At 46.7% G+C, this 14140-nt stretch carries 10 protein-coding genes; 9 read left to right on the top strand and 1 reads right to left on the bottom strand.

What is annotated here, in order from left to right; all coding sequences use genetic code 11:
- Positions 1–11: 11 nt before the first annotated feature.
- From gntK to gyrB, 7 genes are all read left to right on the top strand, one after another.
- On the top strand, positions 12–1559 hold the full coding sequence (gene gntK / locus CHH60_RS27905) for a gluconokinase (RefSeq protein WP_095362174.1): 1548 nt from the start codon (positions 12–14) through the stop codon (positions 1557–1559).
- A gap of 755 nt (positions 1560–2314) precedes the next feature.
- Positions 2315–3661 carry a chromosomal replication initiator protein DnaA gene (gene dnaA / locus CHH60_RS27900; protein WP_095362173.1) on the top strand — a complete coding sequence of 449 codons (1347 nt, stop codon included), beginning with the start codon at positions 2315–2317 and terminating at the stop codon, positions 3659–3661.
- Positions 3662–3881: 220 nt separating this feature from the next.
- Positions 3882–5024: a DNA polymerase III subunit beta gene (gene dnaN, locus CHH60_RS27895; protein ID WP_095362172.1), complete on the top strand. Its 1143-nt coding sequence runs from the start codon at positions 3882–3884 to the stop codon at positions 5022–5024.
- A gap of 16 nt (positions 5025–5040) precedes the next feature.
- Positions 5041–5256 (top strand): S4 domain-containing protein YaaA, encoded by a 216-nt coding sequence (yaaA, locus tag CHH60_RS27890; protein WP_095362171.1) that lies wholly within the window; start codon positions 5041–5043, stop codon positions 5254–5256.
- Positions 5257–5310: 54 nt separating this feature from the next.
- Entirely contained in the window at positions 5311–6423 is a 1113-nt protein-coding gene (gene recF, locus CHH60_RS27885; protein WP_095293519.1) for a DNA replication/repair protein RecF, read from the top strand.
- A 13-nt stretch (positions 6424–6436) separates the two neighbouring features.
- Positions 6437–6685 carry an extracellular matrix regulator RemB gene (gene remB, locus CHH60_RS27880; RefSeq protein WP_095293520.1) on the top strand — a complete coding sequence of 83 codons (249 nt, stop codon included), beginning with the start codon at positions 6437–6439 and terminating at the stop codon, positions 6683–6685.
- A gap of 146 nt (positions 6686–6831) precedes the next feature.
- On the top strand, positions 6832–8742 hold the full coding sequence (gyrB, locus tag CHH60_RS27875) for a DNA topoisomerase (ATP-hydrolyzing) subunit B (protein ID WP_095293521.1): 1911 nt from the start codon (positions 6832–6834) through the stop codon (positions 8740–8742).
- Between the two features lie 71 nt (positions 8743–8813).
- Here gyrB and CHH60_RS27870 read toward each other — a convergent pair whose 3' ends face one another.
- Positions 8814–9749: a YheC/YheD family protein gene (locus tag CHH60_RS27870; protein WP_095362170.1), complete on the bottom strand. Its 936-nt coding sequence runs from the start codon at positions 9747–9749 to the stop codon at positions 8814–8816.
- Between the two features lie 423 nt (positions 9750–10172).
- Here CHH60_RS27870 and gyrA point away from each other — a divergent pair, with 423 nt between their 5' ends.
- A complete protein-coding gene (gyrA, locus tag CHH60_RS27865; protein ID WP_095362169.1) occupies positions 10173–12716 on the top strand; it encodes a DNA gyrase subunit A in 2544 nt (847 codons plus the stop codon).
- Positions 12717–12949: 233 nt separating this feature from the next.
- A complete protein-coding gene (locus CHH60_RS27860; RefSeq protein WP_095362168.1) occupies positions 12950–14056 on the top strand; it encodes an HD-GYP domain-containing protein in 1107 nt (368 codons plus the stop codon).
- Positions 14057–14140 lie beyond the last annotated feature (84 nt).

The following is a 14140-nucleotide window of genomic DNA, read 5'->3' as shown; positions in this document are numbered from 1 at the left end:
GATTACACCAAATGAAAAAGTATATGATTGGCATGGATATCGGGACCACCAGCACCAAATCCGTATTATTTACGGAGCAAGGTGAGGTTGTGAGCACTTCCACTCAGGAATATCCTCTATATACACCTGCTCCTGATGTAGCTGAGCAGGATCCCGAGGAAATTGTACAAGCAGCTATTCGCTCCGTACGTGGAGTCATGGATCAGAGCGGCGTGAGTGCAGGACAAATCATGTTTTTGTCCTGCAGCTCTGCCATGCACAGTCTGATTGCCATGGACCAGGATCATAAGCCGCTAACTCGCTGCATCACGTGGGCGGATAACCGTAGTGCAGCCTGGTCAGCCCAATTACAGGAGAGTGGGCAAGGTCATCAGATCTATTTGCGCACAGGCACACCGATCCATCCCATGTCTCCCCTAACCAAACTCATGTGGCTGCGCCATGACGAACCTGACCTATTTCAGCGCACAGCCAAGTTCATCTCGATTAAAGAATATCTGTTCTTCCGTTTGTTCGGACAATATATCGTGGATCATTCCATCGCCTCCTGCACAGGTCTTCTCAACCTGGAACAACTGGATTGGGATACGGAAGCGCTGGAGGTTGCAGGAATCACACCTGACCATCTCTCGAAGCTTGTTCCTACGACATATACAATAGAGGGAATGGACACCGAATGTGCAGAGAAAATGGGTCTCTCCCCCTCTATTCCTTTTGTGATCGGGGCAAGTGATGGAGTGCTATCCAATCTCGGCGTAAATGCCATCGAACCTGGAGTCGTGGCAGCAACCATTGGTACCAGTGGTGCCATTCGTACGGTCGTTGATCGACCTGTTACCGATCCCAAAGGACGGACCTTCTGTTATGCCCTCACGGAGGACCTCTGGGTCGTGGGTGGGCCTGTGAATAACGGTGGCATGCTATTTCGCTGGGTACGTGACGAATTTGCAGCATCAGAAGTGGAAACAGCAAAAAGGCTGGGCATTAATTCATATGACGTCCTCACCAAAATTGCTGAGCGAGTCAGCCCAGGCTCTGAAGGATTACTGTTCCATCCTTATTTGTCAGGAGAGCGTGCCCCATTATGGAATCCGGATGCCCGTGGTTCTTTCTTTGGTTTAACCCTCCATCATCAGAAAGAGCATATGATTCGTGCTGTCCTGGAAGGGGTCATTTTCAACCTGTATACGGTCTTGTTGGCCATGGAAGAACAGATCGGGCAACCGACCTCCATTCAGGCTACCGGCGGATTCGCACGTTCCCCTCTCTGGCGTCAGATGATGTCCGATATTTTCAATCAGGAGGTCGTCGTCCCCGAGAGCTTCGAAAGCTCCTGTCTGGGTGCCGTCGTCCTCGGTCTGTATGCTACAGGGCGAATCAAGTCACTTCATGCCGTCTCATCTATGGTGGGGACAACGCACAGACATACCCCTGTTAGAGAAAACGCAGCAATTTACCGGGAACTGCTCCCGATTTTCATTCGCATCTCGCGCAAACTTGAAGAGGAATATGCGGATATTGCAGCATTCCAACGCAAATTGTCCTTAAGAACCAAGTAACGGTTCCTTCATTTAATCACCAAAAAAAAGAGGTTGTTCACTTAGACCAAACGTTGGCCTTAAGGAACAACCTCTTTTTTGTCCATTTATTTGATTCAATTATTTAATTGAATCTATTGCTCCCATCCGGCTTTTACGCCAAATTTTGTGACTACCTTCCCCTATTCAGCCAGCGCTTCAACTGACCTCTTTTTAGTGTTAATCAGCTTGTCTGCTTCTATTATCATTGCAGCGAACCTCTGCTTATTGCTTACAACCCCAAATGAGGTTAAAGAGGTTAATTCAACAGATCCCCAAAACCATCATTCTGAATTCATGGTTATCCACAGATGTGTTATTCACAGCTCAGGAGTCATTTTGCACACAATTTAGCGATTTTCGACGAACAACCTGTGTATAAAACATTTTGGCTTTTTGGGTCATCCTGTCGAAAATTAAACAATTTATAAACAATATATTGTGTTGTGATTAAAAATTATACACAAGTTATTGAATTTGTGGATAAAATCTCGCGATACGTTGAAATGCGGGGCTTCTTTTGCTATGATTGTATTACTTTTGGATGTGAATATGTGATCTGACCCATAATATTATCAACAGCCTGTGGATAAAGTTGTGAACAATTTTCCGTTGTTCATTCTTTTTTTGTTTTCGACCTGCGGGGGTTTGGGGATAAATTCAACAATATATCTCGTATTTCGACACTGCATCATGGCTTAAGCCACACTTGGAACATGTAAAAGGAGTGACAGTCTGTGGACAGCCATACTTCTGATTTATGGCAGCAAATTTTATCAATCATACAAAACAAGCTCAGCAAACCCAGCTTCGATACCTGGTTCAAAGCAACCAAAGCAACGAAGCTGAATGACAGTTCAATTGTCATTTCCGCGCCGACTACGTTTGCCGTCGAATGGCTGGAGAGCCGTTACACCAAATTGGTAGGCTCGACAGTATATGAACTGCTAGGCAAGCAAGTCGATGTGAAATTTGTCATCGAAGAGAACAAGCCTGCTGAACCGGATCCGCAGCTGCCGGCGCCAACGCCTACGGTAGTACAGGAAGAAGCGGTTCTCAGCATGCTGAATCCCAAATATACATTCGATACATTTGTCATTGGACCAGGCAACCGCTTTGCCCATGCCGCATCGCTGGCGGTCGCTGAAGCGCCCGCCAAAGCATACAATCCTTTGTTTTTATACGGAGGAGTTGGACTCGGCAAAACCCACTTGATGCATGCCATTGGCCATTACGTCTTGGAGCATGATCCGGGGAGCAAGGTTGTTTATTTGTCATCTGAGAAATTCACGAACGAATTCATTAACTCCATCCGTGACAACCGCGGGGAGAGCTTCCGTAACAAGTACCGGAATGTCGATATTCTGCTTATAGATGATATTCAGTTTTTGGCGGGAAAAGAATCAACACAAGAGGAATTTTTCCATACGTTTAATGCGCTGCACGAGGAACGGAAACAGATCATTATCTCCAGCGACAGACCACCGAAGGAAATTCCGACTCTGGAAGAGCGGCTTCGTTCCCGCTTTGAATGGGGACTCATTACGGATATCCAGCCTCCGGATCTCGAGACACGGATCGCCATTTTGCGGAAAAAAGCGCGTGCGGAAAACCTCGATATTCCTAACGAAGCAATGATGTATATCGCCAACCAAATCGATACCAATATTCGTGAACTGGAAGGCGCACTAATTCGGGTGGTTGCCTACTCTTCACTGACGAATCAAGACGTTACGACTCATCTGGCTGCAGAAGCATTGAAGGATATCATTCCTTCCAGCCGTCCTAAAATGATCACTATTCAAGACATCCAACAAAAGGTCGGCGAGTATTACAGCCTTAAGCTTGAAGATTTCAAAGCACGGAAGCGGACCAAAGCCGTTGCTTTCCCTAGACAGATTGCCATGTATCTATCGCGTGAACTAACCGATTTCTCCCTGCCCAAAATTGGGGAAGCCTTCGGAGGACGAGATCATACGACTGTGATTCATGCGCACGAAAAAATCTCCCAATCGATCAAATCCGATCAGGAGCTCTACAAAGTTATCAACAACTTAACCGAAAAAATTAAGAATCCAACCTGAACAAGTCCCAAGCCTATGCACAACGTGTACACATGTGGATAGGCTTAATTTTATGGGTTTGTACCCACTTATCCACATATTCAGTGCCCCTATTACTATTATTACTAAAAAGATCTTAAAGATATCATCTCCAAATACGCCGTTTAAAGCTCGGCCTTTGGCCTTTTGTTTAACACCCTTCAATACCCAAACAGCCAAAAAATCCGCTAGGAGTGAAACCATGAAAATCAGCATAATGAAAAGCTACTTGAACGAATCCATCCAGCATGTATCCAAAGCTATCTCCAGCCGTACGACAATCCCCATCTTGAGCGGGATCAAATTCGACGTTAATCATCAAGGTGTGACGTTGACAGCAAGTGACACGGATATATCGATTCAATCCTTTATCCCGCTCGAAGAGGGAGATAAAAGCGTAGTTCAGGTTGAACAACCAGGTAGTGTTGTACTGCCAGCCAAGTTTTTTGTCGAGATCATCAAGAAACTGCCTTCCCAGGAAATCCACATGGAGGTCAAAGACAATTTCAACACCTTCATCTCGGCAGGTGCTACCGAAATTCAACTCGTAGGTTTGGATCCGGAGGAATTCCCGGTATTGCCAAGCATCGAAGAGAACCAAACGGTATCCATTCCAGGTGATCTGCTTAAAAACATGGTGAAGCAAACGGTATTCTCCATTTCCACCCATGAGACAACTCCAATCCTGACAGGTGTACTCTGGAGCCTTGGTGACAATGAGTTGAAATTTGTGGCAACAGACCGCCACCGTCTTGCTACTCGTTCAGCAATGCTGGATAATGCAGAGGGAGTGCGTTTCAACAATGTCGTCATTTCGGGTAAAACGCTGAACGAACTCAGCAAAATCGTGCCTGATCAAAATACGCTTGTGGATATCGTAGTCGCTGACAATCAGGTCCTGTTCAAAATTGACCGTGTCCTGTTCTATTCACGCATTTTGGACGGAACATATCCGGATACTTCTAGAATTATTCCGACTTCTTACAAAACAGAACTTGTTTTGGATACCAAAAAATTAAGTGAGTCGATTGACCGGGCTTATTTGCTGTCGCGTGAAGAGAAAACCAACATTGTGCGCATGCAGACGATGGAATCTGGTACGATCGAAATTTCATCAAGCTCTTCTGAGCTGGGAAAAGTAAGAGAAGAAATTGAACCAGCCGAGTTTACCGGCGATCCGCTGAAAATCTCGTTCAACTCCAAATATATGCTGGATGTGCTGAAAGTGGTGGAGAGTGAGCAGCTGATGATCGCTTTTACCGGCGTCATGAGCCCGATCATTTTGAAACCGCTGGATGACAGTCACAGCCTTTACGTCATCTTGCCTTACCGGACGACCAACTAACGAAAGGAAGATTCCAGTGAACCGAGTAACGATTCGTACGGAATATATTAAGCTTGACCAATTTTTGAAACTGGCAGATTGCATCCCGACCGGAGGCATGGCCAAAGCCCTGCTTCAGGAAGGACTTGTACGTGTGAATAAAGAGCCAGAGGAACGCCGGGGACGCAAGTTATACCCTGGGGATATCGTTGAGGTGGACGGAGAAGGCGCGTTCGAAGTTGCCACAGAATAAACAGTTTGATCCCTGCTGCCTCCTGACGGACGGGATAAAAGGGAGGTTAACCGGTTGTTTGTCAACAGCATTGATCTGCAGCAGTTCCGCAATTATGAACATCTGAAGCTGGAATCTTTCGGTCCAGTGAATCTGTTAATCGGGCAAAATGCCCAAGGGAAGACCAATCTTGCGGAGGCCATCTTTGTGCTTGCGCTCACCAAGAGCCACCGTACATCCCGCGACAAGGAGCTGATTCGTTTCGGTGAGGAACGTGCCAGACTTGCAGCAGAAGTCGACAAAAAGTATGGAACTGTCAATTTGGAGCTGTCTTTGTCGCAACAAGGGAAGAAGGCCAAGATCAACGGGCTTGAGCAGCGAAAGTTAAGCGATTTTGTCGGTGCACTCAATGTGGTTATGTTTGCACCGGAGGATCTGGAGATTGTCAAAGGCACACCGGGGGTACGCCGCCGGTTTCTTGACATGGAGATCGGTCAGGTGGCACCAGGCTACCTGTATCATCTTCAGCAGTATCAGAAAGTGCTTGTCCAGCGAAACAACCTGCTGAAACAGTTATGGGGCAAGGATGCCTCTGCCCAGACGATGCTGGAGATCTGGAATGAACAGTTGGCTGAACATGGTGTTAAAATCGTCAAAAAAAGGAAACAATTCATAAAGAAACTGCAAAAGTGGGCCGAAACGATTCATCAGGGGATCACCGGAGGCGGGGAAGTACTGCGTCTGGCCTATCTTCCATCCTTCAGCGAAGCCGCTGAGGAAGATGAAGCTGTTTTAATGGACCAATTTATGATAAAATTATCACAAATGAAAGAGCAGGAGATTCGCCGGGGCACAACCCTTAGTGGGCCGCACCGGGATGACCTGTCCTTTTTCATTAACGACCGGGAAGTACAAACGTATGGTTCGCAGGGGCAGCAGCGCACAACGGCGTTGTCTCTTAAACTTGCGGAGATTGAACTGATCCACGAAGAAATCGGAGAATATCCGGTCCTGCTGCTTGACGATGTGTTGTCCGAGCTGGATCCTTTTCGTCAGACGCAGCTGATCGAAACGTTCCAGAGCAAGGTGCAAACCTTTATTACAGCTACGGGAATCGAGAGCCTGAACGTTGACAAGCTCAAAGATGCCAGTATTTATCATGTTCATGCCGGACAGGTTGAACGCTAAGGAGTGAGGGGACATGTACATTCATCTGGGCGGCGAGAAAATTATCCGTTCTTCCGAATTGGTCGCTATTTTTGATATATCGATTGAAAAATCCTCTAAAATCTCCAAGCAGTATGTCACGCATGCCGAACAGGAAAAAACAGTGGAACGCATCGGCGAAGAGGAAGCCAAGTCTATTGTCGTGACCAAGAATATTGTGTACTATTCACCTATTTCCTCAGCCACACTTAAGAAGCGCGCTCACATTTTCCCTGATCTTTAGAGCTCTTCAGGTAAGGTATAGTATGCCTTCTGCTGCTTGTCTTTAGTTTGGACTACTTGCTGAAAGAAAGAAAAGATGATCATTCAGCATGCATTCTTAGTTAACGCATATTTACGATATTGAATCTATAGAAGTAGGTGAAAGGCATGTCTATGAATCAACCGTCATATGATGCGAATGAAATTCAAGTCCTTGAAGGACTGGAAGCCGTACGGAAGCGTCCGGGGATGTACATCGGTTCCACCAGTGCCAAAGGTCTGCATCATCTGGTCTGGGAAGTAGTGGACAACAGTATCGATGAGGCGCTTGCGGGTTACTGTGACCATATTGAGATCAGTATTCACGAAGATAACAGCGTCACTGTCGTCGATAACGGACGGGGTATCCCTGTCGGTGAGCATGCCAAAATGAAACGTCCTGCACTTGAGGTTGTTATGACCGTGCTCCATGCAGGCGGTAAATTTGGCGGCGGCGGATACAAGGTATCCGGTGGTTTGCACGGGGTCGGTGTCTCTGTTGTGAATGCCCTCTCCGAAAAAGTGGTCGTTACCGTTAAACGTGACGGACATGTGTATCAACAGGAATACCGCCGTGGTGCTCCGCAGTATGACCTGAAAACACTAGGAACAACGGATGAAACGGGAACAACGGTTACGTTCCACCCGGACCCGGAAATTTTCACGGAGACAACCGTATATGATTACGAAACGTTGCTTACCCGTGTGCGTGAGCTCGCTTTCCTCAACAAGGGTATTGGTCTTACGCTGACAGATGAGCGCACAGGGGCAACGAACTCGTTTATGTACGAAGGTGGGATTATTGAATATGTATCCTTCCTGAACCAAAAGCGTGAAGTATTGCATGAAACTCCGATCTACGTTGAAGGCTCCAGAGATAATATCCAGGTGGAAGTTGCCCTGCAATACAATGACAACTACACCGAGAATATTTATTCATTTGCCAACAACATCAATACGCATGAGGGCGGAACGCATGAATCGGGCTTCAAGAGTGCATTGACCCGGATCATTAATGACTATGCACGCAAAGCGGGTGTAATCAAGGACAGCACAGGTAACTTGTCCGGGGATGACGTACGTGAAGGTCTTACGGCTATTATCTCTGTCAAGATTCCTGAGCCGCAGTTTGAAGGACAGACTAAGACGAAGCTGGGTAACAGCGAAGTGCGCGGAATTGTAGAGTCCCTGTTTGCCGAGAAGCTTCAGGAGTTCCTGGAAGAGAATCCTTCGGTATCCCGCCGCATTCTGGAAAAGGGATTGCAAGCCGCTCGTGCACGCGAAGCAGCACGTAAGGCTCGGGAATTGACAAGACGTAAGGGTGCACTTGAAGTGAGCTCCCTGCCAGGTAAACTGGCTGACTGCTCCTCCAAGGACGCTTCGATCAGTGAACTGTACATTGTCGAAGGTGACTCTGCAGGAGGTTCTGCGAAGCAGGGTCGTGACCGTCATTTCCAGGCGATTTTGCCGCTGCGCGGTAAAATTCTGAACGTGGAAAAAGCCCGTCTTGACCGTATCCTTGGCAATGCGGAGATCAGGGCGATCATCACTGCAATGGGTACCGGGATTGGTGACGACTTCGATATTTCGAAAGCCCGTTATCACAAAATCATTTTGATGACCGATGCCGATGTCGATGGTGCCCATATCCGGACCCTGCTGCTGACATTCCTGTATCGTTACATGCGCAAAATTATTGAGGCAGGCTATGTGTACATTGCACAACCGCCATTGTTCAAAATTGAGCGCAACAAAGTGATTCGTTATGCCGGTTCCGAGAAGGAACGTGATGAAATTATTGCGAGTCTCGGTGAAAATGCGAAGTTCAATGTCCAACGTTACAAAGGTCTCGGCGAGATGAATGCCGGACAACTGTGGGAAACCACGATGGACCCTGAAAGCCGGACGATGCTGCAAGTATCGATCAGTGATGCAATGCTTGCGGACGCGATGTTCGACACCCTGATGGGAGATAATGTTGAACCTCGTCGTGACTTTATTCAGGAAAATGCGAAATATGTAAAAAACCTCGATATCTGATGATACGGGAAGAGGCGCCTGCTGGGCGCCTTTTTCACTTTAGTAGGCTGTTGGAACCTGGAATCCACAAGTTAGCGTGCCCGACTTTTCACTTTAGAAGAGGATGCTTGTGGTTTGGCAGCATTACGTGATGTTTTCTTTTTTTTGGAGGGCAACCTGCCGTAGGCAATTGCATATCGTTTAATCCTGCGATAGGCCTCTTTGTCAGGCAGTAAGCCAAAGGCATAGATACCAGGTAGTGTGTTGACCTCCAGAATCCAGGGGCGGCCTGTTTCATCGAGGGCAATATCAATACCGATCTCTTTGAGTCTTGGAAACGACTTTTGCAACTGAACAGCAGTATGAATACCAAGTCGGTAAAGCTCGCTGCGCAGCTTCTGTAATCCGGTTGCATGGAGATGGGGTAGTACCAGTTCTTCGAATGTGGCCAGCCGTCCGCCACCATGAATGTTGGTTATGATTTTTCCCGGTGCAGCAATTCTGCCGAGAATGCCCGTCGTCTCCCAGTTGTTCTTCAGATTCTTTTGCGTGAGCACGCGTAAGTCAAATGGCAGATCTTCGTGTTTGAGGAGAGGGATGCCCTGCTGAATAAGGTAAAGGTGTCCCTGAATTCGCTCTTCCAGAGCTTGATGGAGCTCCTCTAGAGATGAATACGACTCCTGTTTCGTGCCATATTGGAGCTGATAGGATGTAAACCGGAGTGAGGAAGTCTCCAGATCCTGTGAGTTGGATTCGGCAAGGGAGGGTTCCTCAGTAATGCCCTCCTCTGCATTGGAGTGATCCAAGGGTGGAGGTTCACTGAAGGAGTGGACTGTTTTTACTCGCATTACCCCATTACCGTAGGTCCCATGGTCAGGCTTAATATAATTGAGCTCAAACAGTTCGGTCATCCGTTCAAGAGTTTGGCGATCGTATTGCCTTGTGACAGGGATATATTCATTCACAGTACGGCTGCGCTGCAACACAACTGTTTTGGTCCATTTGCTGGAGACACGCTGGATACTCAAGAAGCCACCAGTCCTTTCTTGTTTTTATGAGAGTTCCCTAAGAGCAGCAGTACGGAGAAATCAAAGGACAAGAGATGATATCAGTGGTATAATAGAGAAATATGACGTTTTGTGCGTTTGGCTGCACAATTGCTAGTTTGGACGTAGAACGGGAACGGCACCAGCCTTAATACACGCAGTACATATGCCGCTTTTCAAGCATTGTATGTGTAAACGGAGAGGAAGGCAGGGCTAATCCCCAGACTGCTTAAAGTTCCCGGAAGAAAGGCTATTACCCAGCGGACGTTTAATTGTGTAACTTTTGTGAAAGTAATATAATAAAGAGTAGCGTTCTTGCGCGGTTTTAGCCTTGTTAGGCTTTTCACATATACTATCTTAATGACTGAATGGAACGTTTGTTGAAGGACAAGAAGGAGGTCCAGCATGGCGGAAGAAATGAACTCGCAGATTAAAGATCGGGATATTGGCGTCGAGATGCGTGAATCGTTTATGGATTATGCGATGAGCATCATTGTTAGCCGTGCCCTGCCTGACGTACGTGACGGATTGAAGCCGGTTCACCGGCGTATTTTGTACGCAATGTCAGAGCTAGGCATGACACCCGATAAACCACATAAAAAATCAGCCAGAATCGTCGGCGAAGTTATCGGTAAGTATCACCCGCACGGTGACTCCGCCGTATACGAAACGATGGTACGGATGGCACAGGATTTCTCCCTGCGTTACATGCATGTTGATGGACATGGTAACTTTGGATCCGTCGATGGGGACATGGCCGCAGCCATGCGTTATACGGAAGCACGTTTGTCCAAGATTGCCATGGAGATGCTTAGAGACATCAACAAGGATACGATCGATTTCCAACCAAACTATGACGGTGAAGAGAGCGAACCAGTTGTTTTACCTGCTCGTTTTCCTAACTTGCTTGTCAATGGTGTCGGCGGGATTGCGGTAGGTATGGCAACGAACATCCCTCCTCATAACCTGGGAGAGGTGATTGACGGCGTTCAGGCCATGATTAAAAATCCGGATATTACGTCCATGGAATTGATGGATTACATTCATGGTCCAGACTTTCCGACGGCCGGTTATATTCTGGGACGCTCCGGAATCCGTCAGGCTTACCAGACAGGCCGCGGCTCTGTTACAATGCGGGCCAAAACGAACATCGAGGAAAATAACAACAAGGCACGTATCGTTGTTACCGAGATTCCTTACCAGGTCAATAAGGCAAGACTAGTGGAGAAGATTGCTGAGTTGGTTCGCGACAAGAAAATTGATGGTATTACGGATCTTCGGGATGAATCCGACCGTAACGGAATGCGCATTGTCATTGAGCTTCGCAGAGATGTGAACCCGGGTGTTGTACTGAACAATCTGTACAAGCACACGGCAATGCAGTCGACTTTCGGTATCAATATGCTTGCAATTGTGAATAAGGAGCCAAAAATCCTGAACCTGCGTGAAGTGTTGTATCACTACCTGCAGCATCAGATTGAGGTTATTCGCAGACGTACACAATTCGAATTGAGAAAAGCGGAAGCCCGTGCACATATTCTGGAAGGTTTGCGCATTGCACTGGATCATATCGATGAGATTATTGCGTTGATTCGTTCCTCCAGTAATACAGATGCAGCCAGAGAAGGGTTGATTGAGCGGTTCTCACTTAGTCATGATCAGGCTCAAGCGATTCTGGATATGCGTTTGCAGCGCCTTACAGGTCTGGAACGGGAACGCATTGAAAATGAATATAACGAGCTTATGGTCAAAATTGCAGAGTATCGCGAGATTCTGGCCAATGAGCATCTGGTACTGGAAATTATCAGTGAAGAGCTGCAAGAAATTCGTGAGCGCTTCGGTGATGATCGCCGTACAGAAATCACCATTGGGGAAGAAAGTATCCTGGATGAGGATCTGATTCCGCGTGAAGAGGTCATTATTACCATTACACACACGGGCTATGTGAAGCGTCTGCCGGTATCGACATACCGCAGTCAGAAACGTGGCGGACGTGGAGTCGTAGGCATGGATACCAAGGATACCGACTTTGTCGAGCATCTATTTGTAACCAACTCTCACAACTACCTCATGTTCTTTACGGACAAGGGTAAGGTATACCGTCTAAAAGCTTATGAGATCCCAGAGCTTGGACGTACAGCTCGTGGAACACCGATTATCAACCTGATTCAGATTGAACAGGGAGAGTCGGTTAACGCCGTGATTCCGGTGCAGGAATTCGAGAGCGACAAGTATCTGTTCTTCGCTACCCGTCAGGGTGTAGTGAAGAAGACACCGCTTGAGGATTATACCAATATCCGCAAAGGTGGTCTGATCGGGATCTCCTTGCGTGATGATGATGCTCTCATAGAGGTTAAACTCACAGATGGTCAGCAAGAGATCATCATGGGTACTTCAAACGGAATGTCTATTCGTTTCTCCGAAGGTAATGTTCGTTCCATGGGACGGAGTGCAACCGGGGTAAAAGGGATCACACTGGATGAGGGCGATGTTGTCATTGGTATGGACGTTGTCGATCAGGAGCTTGACGTTCTGATTGTTACTGCCAAAGGTTACGGTAAACGTACCCCTGTCAGCGATTATCGTATGCAGACTCGTGGCGGTAAAGGGATTAAAACCATTAACGTTACAGAGAAGAATGGTGCGGTAGTTAGTCTCAAAATGGTTAAAACGGAAGAGGATCTGATGATTATCACGTCGAGTGGTACATTGATCCGCATGAGTATGGAGGGCATCTCCACGATGGGTCGTTATACGCAAGGTGTGAAGCTGATCCATATTCGTGATGAAGATGCTGTAGCCACAGTCAGCCGGATTGACAAAAATGAAGATGAACCAGATGAAGAGCTACTGGAAGCAGGAGATGCAGAAGGTACAGCAGTAAGCCCAAGTGAAGACGTAGGTATAGAGGCGGAAGCTGAAGGCGACGATTCTGATTCTGAGGTTTAAAATATTTTTACCACATGACCCAGTCATGAAGCAGTGGAAGTTAGATATGAAGAAAAGAGGGGTTCCCATCCGGGAACTCCTTTTTTATAGTTTCTTTTTGTTATAAAAATATAGGAATATAGGAATATAGGATGTACAGCCTGATTTATGAGTAATATAATGGGAAATATCGTGAAAACCGGGACTATAGTCTTGTTTACCATTGAGAAGAACGAAGAGTGAGGAGAATTAACATGGGATTAATAACCCTGTCTGAAGTCAAACCTGGCCTTAAACTGGGGAATGACGTACATACGGTGCGTGGTAACGTTCTTTTTCAGAAGGGCAAGGTTATTTTGCCTAAGGATGTAGAAGTTCTAAGAGCCTTTATGATTCACCAGATTGATATCGAACAAGATAGAGTCGGCACGAATGGTGCAGGTACTAAGGCGGCCGCTTCATCAAGCGGCGAGAAAAGTGGGGATCAGACTGGTAAAGGTAGTGTTGCCGTATCAGCCCCTGCAGTATCCTCCCTACACGAAGAGTATGAGAAGATGGTGGGATTGACCAGGAATGCTTTTCAATCATCCCTGGCAGCTGAATTACCTGTTTATGAGCTGCGTACTCAGCTCGAAGCCTTGTTTGTACATTTCAAACAATATAACGTACTGACTTTTAGTCCAAGAGTGATGCAGGAGCATGATTACGTATATCATCATGCTGTACTGAGTGCAATGACCTCGTATCAGTTGGCTCAGTGGTTGGAATTACCCTCCAAGGACTGGATGCAGGTTGCATTTGCAGGATTGTTCCATGATATCGGTAACAGCAAAGTAGATCCACAGATTCTCCATAAACCTACTGCACTAACTGCTTCTGAGCAGGAAGAGATCCGACAACATACGAAGTATGGCTATCAGGTTCTGAAACAAGCTAAGGCCATTAATGAAGGAGCAAGGCTGGCAGCTCTGCAGCATCATGAGAAAGTGGATGGTTCAGGCTACCCCTTACAGCTGAGCGGCACGCAGATCCATATCTATGCCAAAATCGTAGCCATCGCTGATATTTTTCACGCCATGACACTGGAGAAGATTTATCGTAAAGCACAGTCTCCATATCTCGTTCTGGAACAAATCAAAAGCGAGGCATTTGGCAAATTGGATCCTGCGATCGTCAATGTCTTTATACAGCGTTCCACACAAATCCATAATGGTATTCGGGTTAAACTTAGCAATAATCAAATTGGTGAGATCATTTTCTCCGATCGGGATCATCCAACTCGTCCAATGGTCTCCGTGGAGGGGACAATCATTAACCTTATGCAACAGCGGCAGCTATATATTCAAGAAGTTATAGGATAAGTCTTTTTATATAGGAGAGCCATTCTATTAGGAGTGGTTCTTTCTTTATAACTTTCTTCAAAAAGTACTTGCATAAAAAATCTG

The sequence above is a fragment of the Paenibacillus sp. 7523-1 genome, assembly GCF_002276415.1.
Lineage (GTDB): Bacteria > Bacillota > Bacilli > Paenibacillales > Paenibacillaceae > Paenibacillus > Paenibacillus illinoisensis_A.
The sequence above is the reverse complement of the archived record's forward strand: the minus strand, read 5'-3'. Positions and strand labels throughout refer to the sequence as shown.